Origin of the sequence: Microcoleus sp. D3_18_C4, assembly GCF_036702355.1 — a bacterium.
Lineage (GTDB): Bacteria > Cyanobacteriota > Cyanobacteriia > Cyanobacteriales > Microcoleaceae > Microcoleus.
In genome coordinates this window covers 1-25,566 of sequence record NZ_JAUBTF010000018.1, presented here as the reverse complement: position 1 = coordinate 25,566, position 25,566 = coordinate 1, and the positions used below count along the sequence as shown (strand labels likewise).

Here is a 25,566-nt window from a genome sequence, read left to right as displayed (position 1 = left end):
ATCGCTAATTTAAAAATACTGAGTTGAGAATAGCGTAAAAATTACAATTATGACTTTTAACCTTCGCGGAGGCAAATCCGATGCGGTCGATCGCCCTGAGAGGATGCGGCACTACGTGCAGCGGCGGGATCGCACAATATGCCCCCGACGCAATCGGCACGCAGTCTGGGAAAGCGCACCTGATAAGCTGCGATCGACTATGATAGCGGTTAACCAGGTCTTGTTTGAGCAGGTGTTTATGAATCTCAGGCTGTGGGTTTGGGGGATCGCTGTAGGTGCGAGTATCCTGCTAGGAGTCCCGGCGGTAGCTGCGCCCAGCGTTATAAAAATTAGCCAAGGGGTATCGCAGCAGGGAGGGGGAAACCCGGCGGCGGATGCTCAAAGAGCCTTTACAGAAGGGGATCAACTGTACCAGCAGGGGACGGCGGAATCTTTAAGAAAAGCGATCGCCAAGTTTGAAGAACTATTAAAGCTGTATCGGCAAGCGGGCGATCGCGCTGGGCAGGCTACCACCCTCCACAGCATCGGCAAAGTATACTCAGATTTGGGAGAAAAACAGAAAGCGCTAGAGTATTACAGCCAGTCCCTTCCCCTGAGTCGGGCAATAGGCGATCGTTCAGGGGAAGCTGTCACCCTCACCAACATCGGCAGAGTCTACTCAGTTTTAGGAGAAAAAAAGAAAGCCCTAGACTATTACAATCAGTCCCTTTCTTTGAGCCGGGTAATAGGCGATCGCCAAAAAGAAGCCTACAACCTTCTAGGTATTGGCATAATCTACGCAGAATTTGGAGAACAGCAGAAGGCGCTAGAGTATTACAATCAGTCCTTTTCTTTGAGCCAGGAAATAGGCGATCGCCGTTGGCAAGCTTTCACCTTGATCGTCGTTGGCAATGTCTATTCAGGTTTGGGAGAAAAACAGAAAGCCCTAGATTATTACAACCAATCTCTTCCCCTCAGTCGAGAAATAGGCGAGCGCTCTGTTGAAGCCTTCGCCCTGATTTCTGCTGGTAGAGTCTACTCAGAATTGGGAGAGAAACAAACAGCCTTAGACTCTTACAACCAGTCCCTTAAATTGTTCCGGGCTATAGGTGAACGCGAACAAGAAGCTCGTACCCTTAACTACATAGGTATTGTCTATTCAGAAGTGGGAGAAAAACAGAAAGCCCTAGAGCATTACGGCCAGTCTCTTCCCATCAGCCAAGCTGTGGGCGATCGATCTGGGCAAGCTGTTACTCTAATCAGCATTGGCCATGTCTACTCAGAATTGGGAGACCAACAGAAAGCTTTAGAGTATTACAGCCAGTCCCTTGCAATTTTCCAGACTCTAGGCGATCGATCCTCAGCAGCAACCACTCTCACCAGCATTGGCATTGCCTACTCCGAATTAGGAGACAAAGAGAAAGCCTTAGAATATTTTAACCAATCCCTTATCCTCAAGCGAATAGTAGGCGATCGCTCTGGAGAAGCTCGCACTCTCACTGGCATTGGTAACATATACGCCGAATTAGAAGACCAACAAAAAGCCCTAAACTATTACAATCAGTCTCTTTCTTTGAGCCGGGAAGCACGCGATCGCCAAAGAGAAGCCTACAGCCTTATAGGTATCGGCAGGAGCTACGCAGAATTAGGAAACAAAGAGAAAGCATTAGAGTATTTCAATCAATCCCTTCCTCTGAGTCAAGCTACCCTCGATCGCTCCTTAGAAGCTCTTACCCTCTATAGTATTGCTACTATCAAACGTGACTATGGTAATCTTAACCAAGCTCTCACTGAGATTGAAGCCTCCCTCAAAATTATTGAAAGCCTCCGCACAAAAATTGCCAGCCCAGAACTCCGCACCTCATACTTTGCCACCGTACAAAACTATTACCAGTTCTACATTGATCTGTTAATGCAACTGCACAAAAGGCAACCCAAATCTGGTTATGATACCAAAGCCTTTGAAGCCAGCGAACGTTCCCGCGCCCGCAGTCTCCTCGAACTTCTGCAAGAAGCAAATGCCGATATTCGCCAAAGTGTCGCCCCTGAATTATTGCAGCGAGAACGCAGTGTGCAACAGCAACTCGATGCCCTTGAAAAACGGCGTGTCGAAGTTCTCAATCGCCCCAACTACACTCGCACCCAAGAAGCAGAATTAGAACAACAACGGCAAACTTTAATCGCACAATATCAGGACATTCAAACACAAATCCGCGCTACTAGCCCCCGGTACGCAGCCCTCACCCAACCGCAACCTCTAACGCTTGCACAAATTCAACAACAAATCCTCGATGAGAATACAATTTTACTCCAGTATTCTCTAGGGAAAGAGCGCAGCTATCTGTGGGCTGTCACCAAAACCAGCATCACCACTTATGAATTACCAAAAGCTGCCGACATCGAGACAAATGCCAGAAAATTCCGCGATGCTGTCACAGCTCCAAGTTCCCGAAACAGCCCCAATCAAATCGCCCAAGCCAACGATGCTATCAGTCAAATTATCTTACAGCCCGTTGCTGCCCAACTCGGTCAAAAGCGCCTGCTGATTGTTGGCGATGGCATTCTCAATTACCTCCCCTTTGCTGCCCTTTCCCTCCCGGGAAAATCTGGTGAAAATGGGAATCCGCCTTTAATAGTAGACCATGAAATCGTGCTGCTGCCTTCCGCTTCCACCTTGGGAATCTTAAGACAAAACTACAATGACAGACAACCTCCTACTCGGACTTTAGCGATTCTCGCCGATCCAGTTTTTAGCCCGGAAGATGAACGAGTCAAAAACCAGTCAACCGCCACCAATCTGCAAGCAATAGAATCAGTAAATCTGGGTTTAAGCCGCTCTGGTCGCGACAATAACTTACAGTTGAGCCGTTTAAACTTCACTCGCCAAGAAGCTCAAATCATTCAAGCGTTAATTCCTTCCAATTTTCGCACCGAATCTTTGGATTTTGAAGCCAGCCGCGCCGTCGCAACCAGTCAGAACTTAAGCCAATATAAAATCATTCATTTTGCCACTCACGGTTTAGCGAATAGCACTAACCCGGAACTATCGGGACTCATCTTGTCACTGGTAGATGAAAAGGGCAATCCCTTAAACGGATTCCTGCGACTTACTGATATTTTCAATCTCAAATTAGCAGCAGATTTAGTCGTGTTAAGTGCCTGTCAAACCGGAATGGGGCAGAACATTCAAGGCGAGGGCATGGTAGGATTAACACGGGGATTTATGTATGCAGGGGCTCAGCGAGTGGTGGTGAGTTTGTGGAGTGTGGACGATGAAGGAACGGCTAAGTTAATGTCGAGTTTTTATCAGGGAATGCTGCAAAAAGGGTTAACGCCAGCAGCAGCATTGAGGGCCGCGCAACTCGAAATGTGGAAGCAGGAAGAGTGGCGTTCTCCTTATTATTGGGCGGCTTTTAACCTTCAGGGGGAATGGCGATAAATTTTAGGGAAAACCAGCATCAATTCCAATTCCGGGCGAGTGTAAGTCTGGCGAGAACTTTTTGCGGTGAATCAGGATACCAAAAAAAGCGGCTCCGCTTGTCGCAGAACCGCCGTCACAGAGGATGAAAAATCAAAACTTAACGGACTGCACCCTCAACTGAAGGTGATTCAATTGTCTTCATGAAGTACAGCTTCAACAACTGCCAGCCGTTCGACAAATACAAAGGCAATTTTTGGAAGAACTGCAAGAATTTCGGAGTATTAGAAGCAACAATTGCGGTCAACTTCTGATTGTTCTTGAGGCAAACATCCAGCCGTTCATAAAACTCTGGGTTGTTCACGTCGAGCATGACGGGGAATACGCGGCCTGCTGTTTCGTTGGTCTTTTTGATGACTTCAATGTCGTATTCGCGAGCATCGAGACCGAGCGATCGATAAAAACCGGCGCGCTGGATATCATTGAGATACATTGTCGCGAACACTGACAGCAAGAAGAAACGGCACCAAAGCTTAGCGCGCCAATCGTTCAACATCTGAGGCTGAGCTCTCATCACCGCATCGAAGAAATCTCCGTGGCGGTTTTCATCCTGGCACCAATTTTCAAAGAATCGGAAAATCGGATAAATCTGGTCTTCAGGATGGGCTTTTAAGTGCTGATAAATGGTGATGTAGCGCCAATAACCGATTTTTTCCGACAAGTAAGTCGCGTAGAAAATAAACTTCGGCTTAAAGAATGTGTAACTGCGGCTCTTTGTCAAGAAACCCAAATCCAGGGACAAATTAAAGTCCGAGAGGGCTTTGTTGAGGAATCCGGCGTGCCGCGCTTCGTCCCGCGACATCAGCAAGAAACCTTCGGCCAGCACTGGATTTTTGTCCTTGAGCTTGCGTGCCAACTCTTTGTAGAGCAAGAAGCCAGAAAACTCAGCGGTGCAGGAACGTTCCAGGAATTCAATGAACAATTGGCGCTTTTCGCCGTCGATGTGTTCCCAAGATTGATCGAACTCGGCATCACGCACGAAGTGGTTGCGGTTGTAGTCAACGCGGAACTCTTCAATAATTGCTTTTAGTTCGGCTTCATTTACCGAGATGTCCATTTTGGCCATCTCGTCAAAATCTGTTGTGTAAAATCTCGGCGTGAGAATAGTTTCTTTGGCTGGGGCTTTCACTCCCGGCCGCAGTTCTTCAAAAGTGGGTTTTTTGAGGGAATCTACCATATTTTTATTGGATTTCTGCTTATAACTACTCGCTTGTTTCCATTGTCGGGTACTGCGGGCGATCGCGCTCGTGTATGTCCGGCCAGCGCTGGCGGCGCGCTTGCTTTGGCGCTCCGTGTGGAATCCAGTTCTAAGCTGCTGTAATTTCCACGCCCTCCAGTTTACCAAGCTCTCGCCCGCGCAAATATGTTGCGGGCGTTAAGAATTGCTACGCAAAATTACTCACTGGGCATGGGGCATGGGGCATGGGGCATGGGGCATGGGGAATTGGTAGTAAATAAACAATAACTTCGGACTATGCACAAATATCTGCTGGTGTCAAACTGTTCAAAGACCAGATAGAAAGTACAAAATGTATACAGGGACTCCAATTCTTAGAATAATCAGGCAGGACGGTCAGAAAATGAGCAATTTAGGTGTTAGTTACCTTTTATGGGCAGCTTGTTTTTTCGGCCCATTCGGACTCCACCGCCTCTACAACGGCAAGATTGGTACGGGTTTGCTGTGGCTGTTTACCTTTGGTTTGTTTGGGTTTGGGCAATTGTTTGACTTGCTGCTGCTGCCGAACATGGTGGACGAACACAATGCCACTCTCAGGGGCAAACTCGCCGTATCTCCCGAAGGTATACCGCTATATCCCAGCAGCGGGGCGATCGCCGCGACATATCCCAAGCCAACTCCAGACCAGTTAGGGGTTAAACTCCTGAAGGCAGCTTATACCAAAAACGGAAGATTATCTGTTACCCAAGGGGTGATGGCAACCGGCGCTACTTTTGCCGAAGTGGAAGAGGCTTTCACGGCAATGCTCAAAACAGGTTATGTGAGTATCGAGAACGATGCCGTAACTGGCGTCGTGATCTACCACTTTCACGAACTTTAGCTGCTGCGGGTGCGTTATCTAGGGGATTTTGTCTATTTTTCCAGAAGCTAATCGCTGACGCACCCTACTACTTGATATTGGTTGGTGAGCAGTTATTGCCGTTTTTTGAGTAAGCATTGCCGACAAAATCGGCTAGAATGTTTGTTTGTCTATATAAGCAGAAAGTATTTAGCGTCATGGCAGTCCCTAAGAAGAAAACCTCCAAATCCAAGAAGAATATGCGTAAGGCCACATGGAAGCGCAAAGCTGTAGTGGCAGCTCAGAAAGCTCTGTCTCTGGGCAAATCTGTTCTGACTGGGCGTTCCAACAGCTTCGTGTATCCCGGCAATGAAGAAGAGGAGGAAGAATAGAAACGGAATACCGGGCATGGGGCGGACCCGATGCCCGATCGATCAATCCTTTTTTGCTGCTGGTACAATCAGCATGGCATCGCCAAAGGAATAAAAGCGGTACTGATGCTCGATCGCTTCTCGGTACAAATCCAACAGCCGAGGCCTTCCAATCATCGCACTTACCATCATCATCAAAGTAGAGCGGGGCAAGTGAAAATTGGTAATCATCCCCTCTACAACCCGCCACTTGTAACCAGGGTAGATAAACAAATTGGTTGGGCCGCAAAAAGGTTGCAAGGAAAAATCGCCACTCGCGGCGGCGGCTCCCTCTAAAGCTCGCACTGCTGTGGTACCCACGGCAATGATCCGCCCGCCTCTGGCTTGAGTTTCGCGGATTTTATCGACGGTGGCGGGGGTTACTTCCACCCATTCGCCGTGCATTTTGTGAGCCGTCACGTCTGCCACCTCCACCGGGCGAAACGTCCCTACTCCGACGTGTAAGGTGACAAAAGTTTTTTCGATTCCCCGCTGTTCCAAGCGGCTGAACAATTCTTCGGTGAAGTGCAGGCCTGCTGTGGGGGCCGCCACCGCCCCAAGCCGATCGGCATAAACAGTCTGGTACTGTTCCGCTGAAGCTTGGGAATGGTCTATGTAGGGCGGCAAGGGTACGTGGCCGTATTCGTCCAAAAACTTCACCAGATTCTCATCTGCGGGGATGTCAAACTCCAACAGCCGTCCCCCTGTTGCGTCGTCCCTCTCTATAACTGTCGCAGTCAATCGACGACGATCGGCCATCGTGGCATCCGGAAGGCAACAGCAAGGAGCTGTGGTAGAGTCCTCACAGGCAGGGGCGATGGGATCAAACTCAATTTTTGCTCCCAACTTTAAGCGTTTCCCCGGTTTAACCAAAGCCAGCCAACAGTTGTGCTGCCGTTCTTCCATCAACAATATCTCCACAGCCGGGCCGTTGGGTTTGTGCCCGTAGAGCCTCGCTGGCAGCACGCGGGTGTTGTTGAGTACCAGCAAGTCGCCTGGTTGCAGCAAATCGGGTAAATCCCGGAAAATCCGGTGTTGGTGGCTGCTGGGAGAATCTACAGCCAGCAAGCGAGAACTGTCCCTCGGCACTACGGGATTTTGGGCAATGCGCGAGGGCGGGAGTTCGTAGTCGTAGCCGTCCAAAGACCAGTCCATCTCTGTCATCGAGTGAATTCCTGTGCGATCGATCTGTCAACTGGGTAACAAATTGGGTAAAAACCCCCATTCAAAGTCGGGTGCTTTTCCCCTTGTGGTGGCGGGTAGAGTCCGCGACGATAGAGGTATAGCATCAGCTTTGCTCATAAGGCTCATAAGGATCGTTATGGAATACCTCTACTACATCGCCAATACTAGCCTTACTCTGAGAGTCGTGGATTACCTACGCACGGCTCATCATCTTCCCTTGCAATTTATCACTGTTATTCACCAAATTGACGGATGGGTGGTAAAGGTGAAAATGAGCCAATATTTAACTCCCGAAATGCACGGGGATTTTCGGGCTTTTATGAACGAACTCGGGATTCCTTACGATCCTGAAATTCGCTTGCAAATGGCGCTTTGGAGTTTGGAAACCGGACAATCGCCACTGAGCGTGATGCGCCGCTACCAGGTGGCAGTGGTTTGTCACGGCTGCCCTGACCGCAAAGAAATTGAAGCGTTTCGCCAGCAGTTTGTCAAGGGTCTGGGATATTGCCCGGAAACTCTGGCCTAGATTGCTACCCATATACATTAACTGTGATGACAGAACCGGAGAGGGAGAGAAGGGGAAAGCGGGAGAAGATTTAACGCTTTTTTCAGCTCCGTTAAAGCTCAAGAGAGAAATGCGCGACAGCCTAGGCAAGTTAACAATTAAAAATTACCTAGTGGCATTGGTTTGAGATTTTACCCTCTAAATTTTAATTATATATTTTTAAATGCTAAAAGCCGAGCGAATGTATTCTTGCAGGGTGAGTCGGTAGTTACCTGCAACGGCGGATTGAGAATGCGCTGCAGTTAATGGTGGTAATATTTGCTTAGTGTTTTGTTGTAAAGGTTCGCACCTGACTAAAGCGACATCAAAGCGACAATAATTATTGGCTAAATCTGCATGAGTGCTTAAAAATATTTCGGCTGTTTGCCAAAGTTTGGCTTGTTTTGTGGTATTAATAGCCAACATTCCACCCGCATCCCAATTTCCCCGGCGGCGAGTTTTTACCTCTACAAATGCTAATGTTTGGGAATGGGGAATGGGGAATGGGGAATGGGGAATGGGGAATGGGGAATTTTCGTTACCTCTGTTGATTTCGCTTTCTTCATCTCTTCCGAGTGCGATGATGTCAATCTCTCCCCAGCGACAGTGCCACTGGCGGTGCAAAATTTCCCAGCCTTGCTGCTGCAACCACTCGGCGACTAAGTTTTCTCCCAATGTGCCGATATCCCTAGAGTTTGGGGATTGGGGGGAATTGGAGTCAGCCGTCGCTAACGGGCGATTCCCTACGGGATAGCTACGCTTGACGCGCTTTCTGGTAGAATTCAATTCTGAACTGTCACGACTGCCCATTAGCTTGAACTTGTATGATGATTTCTCGAATTCGCCAACATCGCAAAAATATTTATACTTTCTTGCTGAGTTTTGTTATTTTAGCAGTAATTGCCGCTGGGGCGATCGCCTTTAATCCCGCACCTGCTTTCGCTTTGGATCACGATAAAGAAATTCTAGTAGGCGCTGATTTTACTGGCCAAGTTCTGACTGACGACAGCTTTAATAAAGCCAATCTTCGCAATAGCAATTTTACTAATGCAGATTTGCGGGGCGTCAGCTTTTTTGCGGCCAATATGGAAGAGGCAAATTTAGAAGGCGCGAATTTCACGGGTGCGACTTTAGATTTGGCTCGCATGATGAAAGCAAATTTAACTAATGCTATCCTGGAGGGTGCTTTCGCTTACAATACCAGGCTGGAAGGAGCTATCATTGACGGTGCTGATTTTACAGAGACACTGCTGCGAGACGATATGATAGAAAAACTTTGTAAAGTGGCAAAAGGTACTAATCCAGTGACAGGTAGAGATACTCGCGAAACTCTTTTTTGCGACTATTAAAAAGCTAAGGCTCGAAAAAACTTACGCAACAGGCACATCGTTGATGGCGAACACTCTCACCTGATCAGCTTAAGCATGGGTTGCTCTCAAACTATTTAATTGAACAACTCAAATGTTTAAGTATTACAAGAACTTTAACCCGTTGTGAAAGTTAGTGAACTCTTTTAATCAATCGCGTAGTTTTTGGCGATCGCTTGTGCCCTTTACGTAAACTCTGTATAGTATTAAGCTCTTGTGTTTAAAGGTCAAGCTAAATATGCAGACGTTTATTTTCTTCTTACTTGCGGCCCTGGGAGAAATCTCTGGCTGCTATGCCTTTTGGGCGTGGTTGAGACTTGGCAAAAGCATATTTTGGATTATCCCAGGTATCTTAGCCCTGATGATATACGCTTTTTCTCTCACCAAGGTAGATACCTCAAATGCTGGTAGGGCATACGCTGCCTACGGCGGGTTGTACATCCTCTTATCCCTGTTCTTGTTGTGGCTAGTTGAAGGTGTTAAGCCGGATAAGTGGGACTTGCTGGGCGTTACATTCTCTCTAGTGGGAACAATCGTGATCTTGTTCGGCCCACATCGCCAATAACAGCGTGACACAGTAATTAAAGACTTAGGAATAAAAAACCTAAATATACGACTTTAATATTAGATTCACTGCTTTAATCCTTAACTCCTAGAAATTTCCACCCCAAGGTACGGAGGTTAAATCGTAAAAGTTAACTTGACGCAGCCTCTCTAATTCCTTGAGCCATTCTTGTTCGGCACAGAATAGTTGGTGATATTCTATAGCCTCTTCGCCACTGCTAGCGGCCTTGGCTTTTTCCCACATATTGAGTGCAATTCGGCGACGCTTCATGCTAATTATTTGCTCGATACAGGCGAGGGCCGATCTAATTACTAAAGGGGCGCGATAAACGTTTCTTTCTGAGAACTCGTTTAAGTGAAATAAATGCGAGATTTGATTGAGTTGATTCGGATATTCAATGAAGCTATCTTGCAATTTCAATATTAACTCAGAAGGCGCTACTTGTAAAGACATTTTGTGCAATATTTCTGCATTCACAATCTGGTGCCACAAAAATCTGTGGTGAGAAAGGCTAAACTGCACATCTCTAGCTTCTATTGCTTCTCTGACATCTTGACGGTATTCGGGACAGTGCAAATAAATCTGCAATAATTGCGCTTCTGCTTCTTCTAAAAGACTGCGGGCTACAAAAGATAGGCTTGATTTCGAGCTTTTATTTTCGCTGCTTGCACGTTGCTTTTTATATTGTTTGTTCGGCTTCAGCTTGTTTCTAATTAACAGGGGCATTGTCAATGATTCGTCTTGAGTCTGCCGCTTGGCCCAATCGCTGACTACTTGATTGAGCAAGTTTTCAGCGATCATTTTTGTGAGTCTAAAATCTCCTTTGCTGAGAATTTCTGCACACTTTTGCAAGTAATGTGCTAACTGATTGTCGTCAGTAATATTGGTTAATAAATTAATGATTTTTTTGGTGACTTGCTGGGAAGTATCGGCTTGCTTCAAATCTTGATTGACGAGCATTTGTTGCAGTTGCCAATCGATCCACAACGGAGCATTTTCGAGCAATTCTCGATATTGTTCTGGGGAGTATGTTTTGAGGTATTCGTCGGCATCTTTGCCGTCGGGAATGTTGAGCACCCGCAGTTGCACTTCTCCTTGATAAGCGAGTTTTTCTATTTCTCCAATCGCGCGTTCTGCTGCTTGAGTTCCTGCTTTGTCGGCGTCGAAGTTGAGGATAATTTGTTTGGAGTCAGTGTAGCGCAATAACTGCCGCACTTGGTTTAAACTTAAGGCTGTGCCGAGGGAAGCGACGGCGTTGGAGATGCCGGCGGCATGAAGTGCGATCGCGTCAAAATACCCCTCTACAACCACTGCTCGATCGGCTTTGCTAATGGCTGTTTTTGCTGTATCTAAGGCGAACAAAGTTTTGCCTTTGTCGAACAGTTCTGTTTCGGGAGAATTGAGGTATTTCGGCTGTTCGTCGCCGAGAGCTCTGCCGCCGAAACCAATGACTCTGCCTTGGGTGTCGCGAATGGGAATCATAATGCGATTGCGGAAGCGATCGTAATAACCGCTGCCGCCATTTTTTCGGGGCACAATTAATCCAGCTTGTTCTACTAATTGCGCCGGATAGTTTTTCTGTTCTACTAAATAACTGTAAAGTGCTTCCCAACCTTGGGGTGCATAACCTAATTGAAATTGTTGGATAGTTTCTTCGCTAAGCTTGCGCTCTGATTTGAGATATGCTAAGGGTTCTTCTCCTTGGGTTTGTCGCAAAGCGTGTTCGTAAAAGTTGGCTGTCAGCGCTGAGATTTCATAGAGTTGTTCCCGCAGAGAAATTTGCCGCTGCAATTCTTGTCGGTGTTCCGGTTCGACAGTTTTGACGGGAACTTGATAATTTTTAGCTAATTCTAATACTACTTCGCTGAAAGGGCGTTTCTCCAATTCCATGAGGAACTTAAAAGCATTGCCGCCTGCACCGCAGCCGAAACAATAATACATTTGTTTGCCGGGACTGACTGTAAAGCTGGGAGATTTTTCGTCGTGAAAGGGACACAAACCTACAAATTCTTTGCCGCGTTTTCGCAACACGACGCGACCGGAAATAACGTCTACTATGTCCGCTCTTTGTTGGACTTCTTCGATTGTTTCTGGGTGCAGCCGGGGAACTTGCATAGGGCTATTTTAGGCAAATTGAAAGTATTGGAGAAGGAAAGCACTACACGGATGAGGACACGGATACACGGATGAATTATCTACTCTGAGTGATTTCTCATGAGATTCAAAATCCCAGCCCCCTAAAAAAGGTGAAAGAATCAGTATCAAAGTCCCTCTTTTTAAGGGGGATCTCCGGGGATAGAAAACACGCCCTAGGGCATAAATTTATTGTAAGATATTTACACTAACTGTAAGGAGCATCGAAAATAATGCGAATTTTAATGATGGGCGGTACTCGGTTTATCGGGGTTTATCTTACTAAGATTTTAGCAGCACAAGGGCATGAAGTGGTGTTGTTTAACCGGGGCAACAAGCCTGTACCGGTTGCGGGCGTAAAACAGATTCAGGGCGATCGCACAAATGTCGAACAACTAAAAGAAAAGTTATCGACGGTCGAGTTTGACGCGGTTTTTGACAACAACGGCCGCGAACTCAGCGATACAAAGCCTTTAGCTGAAATATTTAAAGGGCGGGTGCAGCACTTTGTTTACATGAGCTCTGCAGGGGTTTATTTGAAATCGGATCAAATGCCTCATATCGAAGGGGACGCTACTGATCCTAAAAGCCGGCACTTGGGTAAATGCGAAACCGAAAATTACTTGGCCGAGTCCGGTTTGCCTTGGACTTCGATTCGCCCGACTTACATTTACGGCCCCCAAAATTATAACGATTTAGAGGCTTGGTTTTTCGATCGGATTGTGCGCGATCGACCGATTCCGATTCCCGGTAACGGAATGCACTTCACGCAGTTGGGGCACTGTCAGGATTTGGCTAAAGCAATGGCGGCGGTTTTGGGGAACGAAAGGGCGATCGGGCAAATTTACAACGTTTCGGGCGATCGATTTGTCACCTTTGACGGTTTAGCCCGCGCCTGCATTCAAGCCGCAGGCAAATCCCCTGATGCTATTAAGATTGTACACTACGATCCGAAACAATTTGACTTCGGCAAAAAGAAAGCTTTTCCGATGCGATTGCAGCACTTTTTTGCTTCAGTTAATAAAGCTGTCACCGATCTTAACTGGCAGCCGGAATTTGACTTACTTTCTGGATTGAAAGATTCTTTTCAGAATGATTATGTAGTTTCGGGACGGGACAAAGCTGAGATAGATTTTTCAGTCGATGATCAAATTTTGAAATCGGTTCAAAGTTAAGTTAGAGTGGGAGCATCCCAATCCCCGAAAAAATCTAGAACCCCACCCTAACCCTCCCCTTAGTAAGGGGAGGGAACAAGAAAGAAAGCAAAGGGAACTAAATTAATGATTGAAGAACGGCATAATGGATTTCACCCGTAAATTTATTTTATGGAAATTCAAACTCCCCAGTGGTCGTTCGACCCATTAAAAAATTTAGAGAGACCATGTTAGAATTTTCAAATGCGGAAGATGTGACAGCTTGGTTGGAAGCTAATTCTCCAAACGACTAGGAAATATTAGGTGAATTTCATGCTTGGAATAACACTCGGCAATCGCTACAGTATTATCCGTCACTTGGGAGGCGGCGGATTTGCTCAAACTTATTTAGCTGAAGATAAGCAGCTACCAGGCCATCACCTCTGCGTCGTTAAGCAGCTTAAACCTCAAGCAACTGATCCGCAAACTCTACAGGTAGCAAGACGTTTATTCGATACCGAAGCACAAGTTTTGTACAAATTGGGAAATCACGATCGCATTCCCCGACTTTTTGCTTTTTTTGAAGAGAACCAAGAGTTTTACCTAGTTCAAGAATTTATAGAAGGTCACGATTTAAGTCAAGAAATTACACCCGCTTCTCCTGGGAATGCGGGAGTCATGCAGCAAGATCAAGTTATTTGTATATTGCAAGAACTTCTGGAAATTTTAGATTTTGTACACCAGCAAAATGTCATTCACCGCGATGTCAATCCCCGCAATATCCTCCGCAGAGATAGAGACGGAAAATTAGTTTTAATTGACTTCGGCGCAGTTAAAGAAATTACTACTCAAATCACCACTCCTCAGCCCAAGAATAGCCTGAGTGTCAGCATCGGTACTCCCGGTTATATGCCCAGCGAGCAAGCTCACGGCAACCCCAAACTCAGCAGCGATATCTATGCCGCAGGTGCGATCGCAATTCAGTTCCTCACTGGCATAAATCCTCACCAAATGCCAAGAAACGCCGATACAGAGGAAATTATTTGGCAGGACAAAACATCAGTCAGCCCTGAATTTGCGAAGATTTTAGATAAGATGGTAAAGTACGATTTTCGCCAGCGTTATTCTAGTGCCGGCGAAACGCTGCAAGCTATTAAAGAATTGAAAGATTCTTTCAGCGGTACAGTTCCTGTATTGCCTCCGGTTGCTGCTGCGAATAAGCCTGTAAAAACCCGCAAAAAACTGTACTTAAAAATATTGTTGATCGCCAGTTTAATTGGCATCAGTATTATAGCATCTATTTATGGTGTAAATAGTTTTAATTCTGCCAATGCAACTGACCTGTACAACCGAGGCAATACTCTTTACAATTTAAGCCGATTTGAAGAAGCTCTGGCAGCTTACGAGCGAGCAATAACTCTCAGGCCTGACTACGCGGAAGTTTGGCAGGAAAAAGCCAAAACTTTGTACGAATTGAAAAAATATCGAGAATCGCAGTCAGCTTATGATAAAGCCATAGAATTAAAGCCGGAATACTTGGAAGCTTGGACGGGACGCGGTTATGCTTTGGATAAGTTGCAACAGTCTCAAGAGGCGATCGCATCTTTTGATAACGCTTTGAAAATCCAGCCCGACTATGCCGCCGCCTGGGAAGGCAGAGGCGATAGTCTGTTAGATTCGCAGCGGTACGAAGAGGCGATCGCCTCCTACGAAAAAGCTGTACAATTTCAGCCCAATTTGTACGGTGCTTGGTACAATCGGGGACAAGCTTACCAAAAATTAAAACAGTACGATCGAGCCGTAGAATCCTATGAAAAAGCAGTTGAAATTAAATTCGATAATTCTGAAGCTTGGTACAATTTAGGCAATGTTTTCCTAGAATTAAACAAAAACCAAGAAGCTTTTGAAGCCTACGAAAAAGCCGTACGGTTTCAGCCCAATTTTTATCAAGGCTGGTACAGTAAAGGCATCGCTTTGCTAAAAATGCGCCGACATGAAGAAGCGGTAGAAGCTTACGAAAAAGCTGTCAAATTAAAACCTGATTATTATCAAGCATGGTACAATTTAGGTTGGTCGTACCACGAATTACGCAAGTATGAACAAGCAATTGAGTGTTACAGCAGAGCCTTAGACTTAAACCCGAAAGAATATCAAGCCTGGTACAATAGAGGGAATGCCCAGTACAATTTAAAACGGTACGAAGATGCGATCGCCTCTTACAATGAAGCCGTCTATGTCAAGCCTGACTACTCGGAAGCTTGGTACAGCCGCGGCAATGCACTTGTAGCAGTAAAAAGATACGAAGATGCGATCGCCTCCTATGACAAAGCAACTCGCTACAAACCGGATTACGGAGCGGCAATGGAAGCAAAAAAGCGGGCAGAAAGTCAGCTAGGAAGCAGCCCGCTAGAATCCGAACAACAACAATAATTCTTATTAGTTCCCTTAAGCGGACTTTGTTTGACAAGAAGCAATTTTAATTGCCAACTTTTATATTTTAGCGAACAGCGGGAGCAATTACGGTAACTCGGCGGCTGTCTACTAACATCGGCCAAAAACCTCGATCACTCAATGCTTTTACCGCATCAGTAGCGGCGTTTTGATCCGTTGTATAAGCGACGAATAAAAAGGGACGCTGGCCGTAGGAAGCTAAGCCTACTTGCGTGCCTAATGCTTGCCTGACTTGGGCGGCTAATTCCGGTTGGTTGAAGTAATCTACTAACACTGCATAACCAGGGCCCAGGGGTTGGGGATTGAAGCCTAGATTGCCCGTTGAAGGATTGGTGATTGGTTCAGAACCTGGTGCTGGCTGAGGGCTGTAGACTGGCAAATTTTGGGGTAGTGCCGCTGCGGGCGATCGTACTACGTAAGCTTGCAATCCGACAACATCTTCGATGTATTTAACCCAATCGCTGGCAATTTGCGAGTCGCGAAAGCCACCAACTCGCGTCACCGTGTCATTGATGTACCGACAAACTGTGTTGTTAGTATTTCCAGGGAAAGAGCGTTTTGCTCTTTCTTGCTGTTCGGGTGTTCGGGTGACAATTAACAGTAGATATTCATCGGGCTGAGGCGGTTGGCAGCTCGATTGAGCTTTAACAGAACTCGATAAAATTGTCAATACCAAAAGGGCGATCGAAGTAGCAGAAAATAGGGGAAGAGACAAAATAAGTTTGTACAATTTACCCCTAATTGTTGTTAGTTCTTTTGTCGGATATTTTGCTATTTTAGTCATGCTGTCTGTAGGGATGCGAGGGCATCGGGAATAGTTGCTGACGGTGCTTGAAATTCACCTGTCAGTACATATTCTAATCGCAGTTTCAACCAGGTGATGAAGACTGGATCGGTAGAAATAATAGCAGCGGCTGGCTGAGGGCATTTTGCTTTAACTTCTGCCATTGTCGGTGCTTCTAGGAAAGCCGGCTGTTTGACCAACCAGAAGTCTATTTGTTTTTCTTGTTCGTTGTAGTTGCGGGTTCTTTCTTTAAACACTTCATCTAGGGCTTCTTCTTCTAGCAAAAAGCGTTGGCTGGCTAAAACGTAGTAGTAGGTTTGCATTTTTGTCGGTTGTTAGGGGTTGACGGTTAGCGGTTAATGCCGCCTGTACTGGCCAGTTTTGCTGGTCAGGGGCGGGTTTGCCGAGTTGCGGTCGTTGGAGAGTTCTAGACTCTTGTGCCGTTTACTTTACCTTATTTGCTGTCATCTTGGGTAGATGCAGAGCAAGTCGCCTCAGAAAAATCTTTGGTGGTGAGAGTTGGAGGAGTTGTGAGAGTTGCGAGAGTGGCTGGTTGTTTGGGGATTTGGGCGATTATTTTTCTGGCGAGTGATTTTTGGGAAAATTTAGGTGACAATAGGAAATTAGATGGAATTGCAGGTTGAATAATTACCAATTCTTGAGGCAATCTGGGGGCTGTTAAACTTGATTGGGAGTAGTTTGCATATGAAAATACTTCGGACAGTTTTTGATTGGGAACCCTAAAAAAAGGCTTTCATGGTGATCAATGTGCTCGCGGGAAAATCACGGGTTTGTGGCTACTACCTAAAAATAGTCCTTACTATTGTATTAAAAATGTAAAATGTGTGGATTGATTTGCTCTGACCGGAATAGCCATCGCCCCGCTGTCACTTCCCCCATCCCGCCAAAAGCGATCGCCCTCCGCCCCTGTTCAAATAAGCTCAACAAATCAGCTAAATTTGTTGCCCACGTATTGCAGCCAAAGGCTAAACTAATCTAAGTTTTACCATAAAATTTTCTCCCCGTTCATGAACATCGCTTATTTAGTCAACCAATATCCCAAAGTCAGCCACAGCTTTGTCCGCAGAGAAGTGCTAGCCGTTGAAAATTGCGGCATGAAAGTCGCACGTTTTTCGATCCGATCCTGCGAGTCTGAACTCGTTGATGAGGCCGACAAACTAGAGCAAGAATTGACTAAAGTAATCTTAGGAGTTGGTGTACAGGGGTTAGCGTGGGGTTTGCTGCGCGTTGCCGCAACTAGACCAATTCGATTCATCGAAGCTGTGCGGTTAATGTTCAAAGTTGGCTGGCACTCGGAACGGGGGATTTTGCTGCATCTAGCTTATTTAGCAGAAGCTTGCATTCTTTTAAATTGGTTTGCAGAATCCGGTACAGCACACGTTCACGCTCACTTTGGGACAAATTCGACAACAGTCGCTATGCTGTGCCGCGTGCTTGGCGGCCCGACTTACAGTTTCACCGTTCACGGCCCTGAAGAATTTGATAAAGCGACACTTCTTTCCTTAGACGAAAAAATTAAGCGATCGACCTTTGTAGCAGCAGTTAGTTCCTTCGGTAAAAGTCAGCTTTTTCGGTGGTGCGATCGCACTTTTTGGTCAAAAATTCACGTCATACACTGCGGCGTAGATGCCGCATTTTTAGCTGCACCCTACGTCCCCATACCCGCAGCACCCCGCTTAGCTTGCATTGGCAGACTCAGCGAACAAAAAGGTCATTTGTTATTGCTAGAAGCTGCTAACTTGCTAGCAGTTCAAGGCTTAGAGTTTAAGTTGGTACTGGTAGGAGACGGGCCGCTGCGATCGGATATTGAACAGCAGATTCTGCAACTCGGCCTGCAAAATCATATAGAAATTACCGGCTGGGCCAGTGGCGATCGAGTTCAGCAAGAGATTTTAGCTTCACGGGCAATGGTATTGCCGAGTTTTGCTGAAGGTTTGCCCGTCGTAATTATGGAAGCCCTCGCTCTCAATCGGCCCGTAATTAGCACTTATGTTGCTGGCATCCCGGAACTCGTAGAACCCGGTGTTTGCGGTTGGTTAGTTCCTCCCGGTTCCGCAGAAGCATTAGCGGTAGCGATGCGCGCGGTATTGGAAGCACCTTTAGAAAAACTAGAACAAATGGGGAAAACAGGAGCAGAGAGAGTGGCTCAACAACACAATGTTGATTTAGAGGCAAAAAAATTAGTGGGGCTGTTTGAGAGTGCTTGATAATGGTGCAAAACCTATTGATTAACTGACATCAAATCTGTTAGCAGGGGAATTCTTCATATATCTCTTCTCTTTATCTGCGTGAATCAGAGTCAATCCATTCTCATCTGCGGTGAATAAATTATCTTTTTTTTACCGCAGATACAGGCAGATAAACACAGATTAACGCAGATGAATTCTCTCAATTCCGGTTGCAGCGTCCGTGATTGTTGACTTGATTTTATAATTCCGATGCTACCCGATTTGATATGGCATCTTGCACAATTATTAATAAGTCTTTCAAGGGCGGGCAAGATGCCTGTTCCACAAAAAAATTCATTCTTTGTGGAACAGGCAAGATGCCTGTTCCTTTAAATAAAACAACCTACTTACAAACTTTTTAAGGAATAGGAACTGATCGCAACAACTTGTCAACAATCGTCTTAGCCCTCCTTCCCCCCGCCGGAATCAACCTGTGAGACAGTACGTGCGGCGCCAAATCCTTCACATCATCCGGGGTAGCAAAATCCCGCCCTGAAATAAATGCCAATGCCTGGGACGCCCGGTGCAAAGCCACCGCACCCCGGGGACTCACCCCCAGAGTAATCTCCTCATCCTCTCGCGTCGATCGCACCAAATCTACAATATACTGTTTCAAAGAGGCTTCCACCTTCACACCAGCGCACAAACGACGCAATTCCTGCACTTCTTCCAAAGAAATACAAGGCTGCAAATCTTCAACAGCAAAACTATCAGAAAGCCGTTCCAACATTTGCAACTCTTCCAACGCAGCGGGATAGCCCAAAGTCAAAGACAAAGTAAACCGATCCATCTGCGCTTCCGGTAGGGGAAAAGTGCCTTGATATTCGATCGGGTTCTGAGTCGCAATCACAAAAAACGGCGTCGGAACATTCCGAGAAACTCCATCTACTGTCACCTGCTTTTCTTCCATCACTTCCAGCAAAGCTGACTGAGTTCGCGGCGTCGCCCGATTGATTTCATCGGCAAGCAAAACATTAGCAAAAACTGGCCCGGGCAAAAACTCAAACTCTCCGCTGCGCGGATTCCAAATATTAGTACCCGTGATATCCGTCGGTAACAAATCGGGAGTACACTGAATCCGCTGAAACTTCCCATCGATCGATCGCGCCAAAGACTTCGCCAGCAGCGTTTTTCCCACACCAGGCACGTCTTCCAGCAGCGCGTGTCCGCCCGAAAGCACCGCTACCAACACCAAGCGAATAGCATCGGCTTTGCCAACAATAGTTTTGCCTAGATTTTGTTTGAGCCGCTCAATATGTTGTCTCATATCCCTGATTTCTAATTGTTAATTGCGAATTGCTAATTGCTAATTGTTGAAAAGATATCAAGATTGCCAAAATCTTGAGTCTTTGCCTTGCGGACTTCGTATTTGTACAACTAGAATTTAGTCTGACTCATCTTGCACCATTTTTAAAACCGATCGCCTGTTCTAGATCACATAATTATTAGACTTTAGCAGCTAATACGCTTCTAGCAATATCACAATCTGCCTGAATTTGAGTTTTGAGAGCACCCAGAGAAGCGAATTTTTGTTCGGGTCGCAAAAACTCTACCAAACTCGCGCTCAAGGTTTGACCGTACAAATCCCCAGACCAATCTAACAGGTGAACTTCCACAGTGGGTTGCAGGCCGTCTACCGTCGGGCGACAGCCAACATTCATCACCCCATTGACAAAAGATAAAGTTGGTGCTATGCCGGGGATTAGAGATTTGGCATTTTCCGGCTGATAGGAAGAACTTCCATCTTCCATCTTTTCCCCTCCCTGCTTCACCGAGACTCGCACCGCGTACACGCCAAAACGTGGCAAAAATTTTTCCGGCGGCAGTTCGATATTAGCAGTAGGAAATCCGATCGTCCTACCCAGCCGCTGTCCCCCAACCACAGTTCCGACTAAACTGTAAGGTCGCCCCAGCAACTGATTCGCTCTTCTGAGGTCGCCGGATGCCAGACCTTCGCGGATTGCAGAACTGCTGATCCGATCGCCCTCACCGCAATTGTGCAGGGGTACAAGAGCAACATCAATACCGTAACCCGACGCGATCGACTGCAAATCCACAGCCGTCCCAGCGCGTCCCCGCCCAAACCGAAAATCAACCCCCACACTAATTCGACTCGCTTTTAGTTGTCGCACCAAAATTTCCTCGACAAACTCACAAGCAGTCAAAGCCGCCAATTCTCGATCGAACGGCAGCAGCACAAGTTGCTCGACGCCCATTGCTGCGAGCAATTCTACCTTTTCTGCCAGAGGCGTCAGCAGTTTTTTCGGTTGACCCGTAAAAAATTCTTGCGGGTGGGGATCGAATGTCACCACAGTGCCGTAAAGCCGATCGACCCCATCAGAATCGCGACCAGAGAGGCTGTTGCCCTCTGCTTTGGGGGCTATCAAACTATCGAAATTATGGCTGCTGCCGGCTCGATCGGGCGGTGCTGCTGAGTCGTTGTAGCAGGTCGCCGGAGGTTCGCTTTCCAAATTTTCATCTCTGCCCGCGTTGGAGCGCAAGTTTGGCCCCGACGCAAGAATCGTCGCAGAATTTTGCTCAGGCGATCGATTTAAAATTGGCTGCACGACTTGTCGATGCCCTAGGTGCAAACCATCAAAGTTTCCCAAGGCAACAGAAGTTGGAGTCAGAGCAGCGGTACAAGAAGAAGTTACCCACACGCTTAAAATTTTGACATACTTAGTGCGATCGCCAGTCGATGTTAGATTTTAGATTTTAGATTTTAGAATTGACTTCACAGATAAATCTGGAAGCTTGAACTTTGGTCTAAACTTTTTGGTTTTCCACGACCGAAGCACGTGGCACGGTATCCGTCTTTGAGTGAGGTCAGCCCTCGCTTAAATGTCAGATTTCACCGATCGAGATTTCAGAACCATCTGACAAGCTCAAATCCATCAGACATGAACTTGAGGCGCTTGCACCGACGCTTCAGACAAATCGTTATCAGGAGGCAACAATTGTAACGACAAACCTTCCCGCGCCATCAAACTGTTCGGGAACCTTTGAGCCACTTGTTCTCCCACCCTGTCTAAAAACTCGTCATTGTGCAGCGGATCGTGGTGAAAAATCACCAACTTTTTGACATTAGCAGCCTTTGCTACCTTCACCGCTTCCTGCCAAGTCGAATGTCCCCAGCCGACCTTGCTGCTCTTCTCGGCATAATACTCCTCATCGGTATAAGTAGCGTCGTAGATCAGCACCTCAGCATCCTGAGCCAAATGCAGCACATTTTCGTCTAAACGATCGGGAAAATGTTCGGTATCAGTCACGTAAGCAGCCGCATACCCCCGCCAGTTGACGCGGTAGCCTATAGCTTCCCCAGGATGGTTCAGCAAAGCAGTTTCCACCTTAATCTCTCCGATTTCCAGCGGTTTGCCCACTTCTATATCGTTAAATTTCAGGTCTGCCCCCATAATTTGCAAGGGTACCGGAAAATTGGGGTGCAGCATCTGGTCATGGAGGCGCTGCTGGATAGTAGCCTGATTAGGAGCAATAGCCCCATAGATGTGAAAGCAGTTCCCAGGAATAAAAGCTGGGACAAAAAATGGGAATCCTTGAATGTGATCCCAGTGAGAGTGAGTAAAAAACATATGAGCTTTTACGGGCATCTGGGACAGGAGAGTTTGTCCCAAAACCCGCAATCCAGTACCGCCATCGAAAATTAGGCGACTGTCACCCACTCGCATTTCTACACAGGGCGTGTTGCCCCCGTAACGTACTGTTTCTGCCCCGGGAGACGCTATGCTACCTCTAACGCCCCAGAAGTGAACCGTGAATTGGTTTTGCATACTAGACATGAGTTTTCTTGCAAGATTGTTCCGGCGAGTTGGCGAGTTATCGATAAGGTGTTTACATATTACTAAGGGCTTAACCATCAAACCCAAGTTCTTTGACGGTCGAGTTCCCCACTTGTTGGAAGTGCCAAGAGTCTCGCTCATCGCGAGAATGCAAAACTGTTGGGCTTGACAACTGAGCAATAAATTACAAGGTAGACTAATGAAGTCTCGATCGTAACTATTCTTTTCGTCTCTTCACTAGCCTAACCTCCGCAGACACACTTTGGGGCAGTAGTTCTGTATTAGTTTGGTCAAAAGCCGCTGTTTTTCCAGCCTCCGCACTTGGCGAACATGATCGCGCGGTCGGTTGTTTGCCTTGCTGCTTTACGGGTTAGAACGCGGATGATGGGCTTCCTGCTATTTAGTCAGGTCGATCAACCATAATATGCAGGTGTCGGGACTTTTTTGCGCCGATATCTGGCTGATATTGCCGATCGGGCGTAAAGGCGCCTCTACAAGAATGACGGTTAATTTACCCGACTGGAGATGCTCCGGCCATTTAACCGCTGCCCATGAGCATCAGGGAGTCGTTTTTACCCGAACCCGGTTTAATTAACTCAACTCCCATTAATTCAAAAATCTTAGCAGTTTAGGAATGCTCCTGCTATTAATTATCCGCCAATACTGTCTGGATTGTCGGCCCGCCCTGCGCGCTGCGGTTCGTCCCGCAAGCGGTCAAGCTGAACCCAGCCTCATCTGACACCGGGGTAGCAGCGAGAGTCCGGGCCTGCTGGCAAAAGGCTAAATTTTCGTCGTGCATTTCTTGGCGGACGAATTGAATCACTCAAAATTCCCCTATTTTCGGAAATTAAAAAATTTCGATTTTTTGCCATCATGCCAACTCCGATCGCCATTCTGTCTCCAGAGTGATGCAGAAATATTCGCTGTTAACCTCTCGTGATTTTCTCAAAAATCTTCAATTGCTCTATTTTTGGTAAGGATTTCTCGGAATTCAGCGCAGTTGCGGTACTCGCCACGGGGTTGAATTTCCGGTATCATAGAAACTTAGAGTCTTATTTGCAGAGAATCTAAATCAGTGCTAAAAAAGCCTGGATAACTTTAAGTTATTTTTCAAAAAAGTCAGTATGAATCAAGTTAAAAAAACTACAACCAAGCTGAATATATCGCCTGTGAAAGTGTCCGATCGCACTTTGGAACTCGGTAATCTTCCGTTGAGCGACCTGTCTTTAGAAATAACTGATGGTCAAGCTTTGAGAGAATTTAGTTTGGACGATCGCCCGCCGGCAACCCCAACAGCCACAGGCCGGACTGTCGAAACAAGACGCCAGAGGGTAAATGGCAAGACCTCCTGGGCCCGATCGCCTGTGGTTTCTACTGCGTTTCTCAAGTGGCTGCTAGAGAGTTTGACTCGATCGAAAGGTTGGCTGGGAGTTGTCACCCTGGCAGCAGTTTGGGGGTGGTGGAACAGTCAGTTACTGTTTTCTACAGGCCTGGGGATAGCAGCGATGATGCTGGTTTACCGAGGGCAGTCGTGGGACTGGCAATTGCTGCGGGCAAAAGGCGAGCAATTTTGGGAGGGCCCGAACCGTCGGTTCGTTTTAGCCGTCGGCACCGGCGGCATTGCTACCTTGGGCGCTTACATGAGTTTGGCGATTTGGGCGGACTCAAGCAGCCACTGGATGGCTTTGAGCGTGATTTTGCAGAACTTGGGCACGATCGCGATTGCAGGGCTGTTGCTGCGGCAAGGGTTGAGTCTGGGGGCCGCAAAAGATGAAGTGGCGCTCGATCGCATTCTGGCGGATTTGACTGATGCTGACCCCGTGAAGCGTTTGATTGCAGTGCGGCAAATGACCGATTTGGTGAATCAGGGTGGGTTTGGCCCTGTGAGTTCCGTCAAAAGTTCGATCGCCCGTTCCCGCGCTGCCGAGTGCTTTCGCCTGATGCTGAGTCGGGAACCAGAAGCTGTAGTCCGCAATGCCCTTCTCGAAGGTTTGCAGACTTGGGACGCTACTTATGGCTTTGTTGCTTCGGACAAATTATCTAAACTTATCTAAAGCTATTTTTAGATCGTCCGAGTTTACTTCCTACGCTATTGAGTGGAACGTAGTGGAAAGAGTCGGCTATCCCCCTGGCTGCCGAGGGTTCCCAGTTCAAAATATTAACGCTTGCATTCCAATTGCGATCGATATATCTACCACAAGCAGGACAATCATAAGTCCGAAGACGAGCGTGGCATATCTTTTTTATTCCCACAATTCGATCAAGTTTTAGAACTAGGGTACCATTGGTCTACTAGGATTAAATTTGCTCCATACATTTGGCATTTGTAATCGAGTTGACGATTGAACTCGTAAAACCCAAGATCGGATATTGCCCCGCCCGTTTGTGATTAGCCATCATCCCTTTTATATTCAAGTCTTCTATTTTGATGAGCTTGAAAGTCTTGGCTAAGTAAATTGTTAACTTGTGCAAAAAATCTTGACGAATACAAGCTATTTGTGTGTGAATTAGGCTAATTTTATTGTAGGTTTTGCGCTGGTTATTGGAGCCTTTTACCTGCTTTGACGCTTGACGTTGTAAAGTAGCAAGTTTGGTTTTCGCACTGCCTATCAACGGTTTTGGTGCGGCGTTGCTGATTCACGGTAGGAATTACCTTTTCGCTTGAAGTTACAAAACTCACCCTGCGAGGGCTGATCGCAATTGGGACATCTTTAATTCATAGTTAATGCCTAGGTCGATTCCCACGGATGCCTGAGATTGCTGAACTGGTAAACGTTCTGCATCAACACACAATGAAATAAACCAACGACTGCCTTATTTTGAAAGAGTAAAAGTTTGAGACACGTAACCACATTCTAGTGGCACACGCCAAGCCGAAACGTTCCCAATGTAGGAATCTTAATGGTGTTAAGCTGTTGTGGCATTTAAATTGTATGTCAAAAAAATTTAAAGTCTTGTGGGGAGTAGGGGTTGGGCGTCCCGCCCGCCCTGAATATACAATTTAAATGCGCGACAGCTTACCACCTTTTAGAAGAACTTTTGGGCTAGATGAGTCAACTGTAAAAGATTGACTATTCCGGCGACTGGCGAAGTTTGGATGACCTGCTTTCCCGGAACGATACCGAGTAAACGCATCTTTCCAGTCAATCAAAGCGTTTTGGTAGACTCCGCTAGACAACCGATTCATCCAAGCGAATTCAGGTTGCTTCTTGACGTGGTTGGTGAGAACTTTTTTGACTTCATTTATCACCTTCGAGTCCGAAAGCTTGCCCTCACTATATATTTGAGTTCGCAAGCTTAACCCGAAATTAAACACAACCCGCCTTCATCCTGCGTGTTTTGCCATCAAAGTCGCTTCGTTGTTATTCAATTTTAGCGATCGTTTGACGGCAAACATAGTTAGGGCTTGCTGAATATATCGATGGCACTTGACGTAGCCTGGGTTATGCGCTCGCGAGAGCGAGGGTAAAGTGCAA

25 protein-coding genes are annotated in these 25,566 nt (G+C 46.6%); 11 read left to right on the top strand and 14 right to left on the bottom strand.

The features are described 5' to 3' along the window. Nucleotides 1–49: 49 nt before the first annotated feature. Nucleotides 50–3,418, top strand: coding sequence for a tetratricopeptide repeat protein (locus QUA90_RS11610; RefSeq protein WP_333445570.1), 3,369 nt, complete (start codon nucleotides 50–52; stop codon nucleotides 3,416–3,418). A gap of 139 nt (nucleotides 3,419–3,557) precedes the next feature. Here the strand turns inward: QUA90_RS11610 and acsF are convergent, their stop codons facing one another. After that, the gene (acsF, locus tag QUA90_RS11605; RefSeq protein ID WP_333058837.1) at nucleotides 3,558–4,634 is read right to left on the bottom strand and encodes a magnesium-protoporphyrin IX monomethyl ester (oxidative) cyclase; all 1,077 of its coding nucleotides are present in this window, start codon (nucleotides 4,632–4,634) and stop codon (nucleotides 3,558–3,560) included. A gap of 403 nt (nucleotides 4,635–5,037) precedes the next feature. Between acsF and QUA90_RS11600 the strand changes: the two genes are divergently transcribed. Together QUA90_RS11600 and rpmF are read left to right on the top strand one after the other, a co-directional pair. After that, nucleotides 5,038–5,514 (top strand): TM2 domain-containing protein, encoded by a 477-nt coding sequence (locus QUA90_RS11600; protein ID WP_333085149.1) that lies wholly within the window; start codon nucleotides 5,038–5,040, stop codon nucleotides 5,512–5,514. A 176-nt stretch (nucleotides 5,515–5,690) separates the two neighbouring features. Then, nucleotides 5,691–5,864 carry a 50S ribosomal protein L32 gene (rpmF, locus tag QUA90_RS11595; RefSeq protein WP_006632406.1) on the top strand — a complete coding sequence of 58 codons (174 nt, stop codon included), beginning with the start codon at nucleotides 5,691–5,693 and terminating at the stop codon, nucleotides 5,862–5,864. A gap of 42 nt (nucleotides 5,865–5,906) precedes the next feature. Here the strand turns inward: rpmF and queA are convergent, their stop codons facing one another. Further along, nucleotides 5,907–7,046 carry a tRNA preQ1(34) S-adenosylmethionine ribosyltransferase-isomerase QueA gene (gene queA / locus QUA90_RS11590; RefSeq protein ID WP_333445568.1) on the bottom strand — a complete coding sequence of 380 codons (1,140 nt, stop codon included), beginning with the start codon at nucleotides 7,044–7,046 and terminating at the stop codon, nucleotides 5,907–5,909. A 157-nt stretch (nucleotides 7,047–7,203) separates the two neighbouring features. Between queA and QUA90_RS11585 the strand changes: the two genes are divergently transcribed. Next, nucleotides 7,204–7,593: a hypothetical protein gene (locus QUA90_RS11585; RefSeq protein WP_333057186.1), complete on the top strand. Its 390-nt coding sequence runs from the start codon at nucleotides 7,204–7,206 to the stop codon at nucleotides 7,591–7,593. Nucleotides 7,594–7,791: 198 nt separating this feature from the next. On the opposite strand, the gene QUA90_RS11580 is transcribed toward QUA90_RS11585, so the two are convergent. Continuing rightward, nucleotides 7,792–8,421, bottom strand: coding sequence for a YraN family protein (locus tag QUA90_RS11580; RefSeq protein ID WP_333199168.1), 630 nt, complete (start codon nucleotides 8,419–8,421; stop codon nucleotides 7,792–7,794). 14 nt (nucleotides 8,422–8,435) lie between these two features. On the opposite strand from QUA90_RS11580, the gene QUA90_RS11575 reads away from it, so the two are divergent. Next, complete coding sequence (locus QUA90_RS11575; protein WP_333322032.1) at nucleotides 8,436–8,960, top strand: pentapeptide repeat-containing protein; 525 nt, start codon at nucleotides 8,436–8,438, stop codon at nucleotides 8,958–8,960. 256 nt (nucleotides 8,961–9,216) lie between these two features. Beyond that, entirely contained in the window at nucleotides 9,217–9,543 is a 327-nt protein-coding gene (locus tag QUA90_RS11570) for a YnfA family protein (protein WP_333445566.1), read from the top strand. 87 nt (nucleotides 9,544–9,630) lie between these two features. On the opposite strand, the gene dnaG is transcribed toward QUA90_RS11570, so the two are convergent. Beyond that, on the bottom strand, nucleotides 9,631–11,658 hold the full coding sequence (dnaG, locus tag QUA90_RS11565; RefSeq protein WP_333445564.1) for a DNA primase: 2,028 nt from the start codon (nucleotides 11,656–11,658) through the stop codon (nucleotides 9,631–9,633). Nucleotides 11,659–11,909: 251 nt separating this feature from the next. Between dnaG and QUA90_RS11560 the strand changes: the two genes are divergently transcribed. Next, nucleotides 11,910–12,851, top strand: coding sequence for an NAD-dependent epimerase/dehydratase family protein (locus QUA90_RS11560; protein ID WP_333445562.1), 942 nt, complete (start codon nucleotides 11,910–11,912; stop codon nucleotides 12,849–12,851). A 291-nt stretch (nucleotides 12,852–13,142) separates the two neighbouring features. After that, nucleotides 13,143–15,239 (top strand): tetratricopeptide repeat protein, encoded by a 2,097-nt coding sequence (locus QUA90_RS11555; RefSeq protein ID WP_333445560.1) that lies wholly within the window; start codon nucleotides 13,143–13,145, stop codon nucleotides 15,237–15,239. A 67-nt stretch (nucleotides 15,240–15,306) separates the two neighbouring features. Here QUA90_RS11555 and QUA90_RS11550 read toward each other — a convergent pair whose 3' ends face one another. Together QUA90_RS11550 and QUA90_RS11545 are read right to left on the bottom strand one after the other, a co-directional pair. Next, a complete protein-coding gene (locus QUA90_RS11550) occupies nucleotides 15,307–16,044 on the bottom strand; it encodes a hypothetical protein (protein ID WP_333322022.1) in 738 nt (245 codons plus the stop codon). Continuing rightward, nucleotides 16,041–16,367 (bottom strand): MgPME-cyclase complex family protein, encoded by a 327-nt coding sequence (locus tag QUA90_RS11545; RefSeq protein ID WP_333042436.1) that lies wholly within the window; start codon nucleotides 16,365–16,367, stop codon nucleotides 16,041–16,043. The genes QUA90_RS11550 and QUA90_RS11545 overlap by 4 nt, the downstream gene beginning before the upstream one ends. A gap of 114 nt (nucleotides 16,368–16,481) precedes the next feature. Here QUA90_RS11545 and QUA90_RS11540 point away from each other — a divergent pair, with 114 nt between their 5' ends. Beyond that, complete coding sequence (locus tag QUA90_RS11540) at nucleotides 16,482–16,688, top strand: hypothetical protein (RefSeq protein WP_333322020.1); 207 nt, start codon at nucleotides 16,482–16,484, stop codon at nucleotides 16,686–16,688. A 384-nt stretch (nucleotides 16,689–17,072) separates the two neighbouring features. Next, complete coding sequence (locus QUA90_RS11535) at nucleotides 17,073–18,272, top strand: glycosyltransferase (RefSeq protein ID WP_333445558.1); 1,200 nt, start codon at nucleotides 17,073–17,075, stop codon at nucleotides 18,270–18,272. Nucleotides 18,273–18,651: 379 nt separating this feature from the next. Here QUA90_RS11535 and QUA90_RS11530 read toward each other — a convergent pair whose 3' ends face one another. From QUA90_RS11530 to QUA90_RS11515, 4 genes are all read right to left on the bottom strand, one after another. After that, complete coding sequence (locus tag QUA90_RS11530; protein ID WP_333322016.1) at nucleotides 18,652–19,560, bottom strand: MoxR family ATPase; 909 nt, start codon at nucleotides 19,558–19,560, stop codon at nucleotides 18,652–18,654. 178 nt (nucleotides 19,561–19,738) lie between these two features. After that, nucleotides 19,739–20,953, bottom strand: coding sequence for a bifunctional riboflavin kinase/FAD synthetase (locus QUA90_RS11525; protein WP_333445556.1), 1,215 nt, complete (start codon nucleotides 20,951–20,953; stop codon nucleotides 19,739–19,741). A gap of 234 nt (nucleotides 20,954–21,187) precedes the next feature. Continuing rightward, entirely contained in the window at nucleotides 21,188–22,090 is a 903-nt protein-coding gene (locus tag QUA90_RS11520; protein WP_333085160.1) for an MBL fold metallo-hydrolase, read from the bottom strand. A 646-nt stretch (nucleotides 22,091–22,736) separates the two neighbouring features. Further along, the gene (locus QUA90_RS11515) at nucleotides 22,737–22,913 is read right to left on the bottom strand and encodes a hypothetical protein (protein ID WP_333445555.1); all 177 of its coding nucleotides are present in this window, start codon (nucleotides 22,911–22,913) and stop codon (nucleotides 22,737–22,739) included. Between the two features lie 301 nt (nucleotides 22,914–23,214). Between QUA90_RS11515 and QUA90_RS11510 the strand changes: the two genes are divergently transcribed. Then, nucleotides 23,215–24,144: a hypothetical protein gene (locus QUA90_RS11510; RefSeq protein ID WP_333445552.1), complete on the top strand. Its 930-nt coding sequence runs from the start codon at nucleotides 23,215–23,217 to the stop codon at nucleotides 24,142–24,144. Here QUA90_RS11510 and QUA90_RS30425 read toward each other — a convergent pair. The 4 genes from QUA90_RS30425 to QUA90_RS11495 form a co-directional block, all read right to left on the bottom strand. After that, on the bottom strand, nucleotides 24,137–24,343 hold the full coding sequence (locus QUA90_RS30425; RefSeq protein ID WP_445300104.1) for a hypothetical protein: 207 nt from the start codon (nucleotides 24,341–24,343) through the stop codon (nucleotides 24,137–24,139). The genes QUA90_RS11510 and QUA90_RS30425 overlap by 8 nt on opposite strands. A gap of 7 nt (nucleotides 24,344–24,350) precedes the next feature. Then, on the bottom strand, nucleotides 24,351–24,407 hold the full coding sequence (locus tag QUA90_RS11505; RefSeq protein ID WP_333322245.1) for a hypothetical protein: 57 nt from the start codon (nucleotides 24,405–24,407) through the stop codon (nucleotides 24,351–24,353). Beyond that, nucleotides 24,389–24,703 carry a transposase gene (locus QUA90_RS11500; protein WP_333445549.1) on the bottom strand — a complete coding sequence of 105 codons (315 nt, stop codon included), beginning with the start codon at nucleotides 24,701–24,703 and terminating at the stop codon, nucleotides 24,389–24,391. The genes QUA90_RS11505 and QUA90_RS11500 overlap by 19 nt, the downstream gene beginning before the upstream one ends. 388 nt (nucleotides 24,704–25,091) lie before the next feature. Beyond that, a complete protein-coding gene (locus QUA90_RS11495) occupies nucleotides 25,092–25,385 on the bottom strand; it encodes a hypothetical protein (protein ID WP_333384843.1) in 294 nt (97 codons plus the stop codon). Nucleotides 25,386–25,566: the final 181 nt, after the last annotated feature.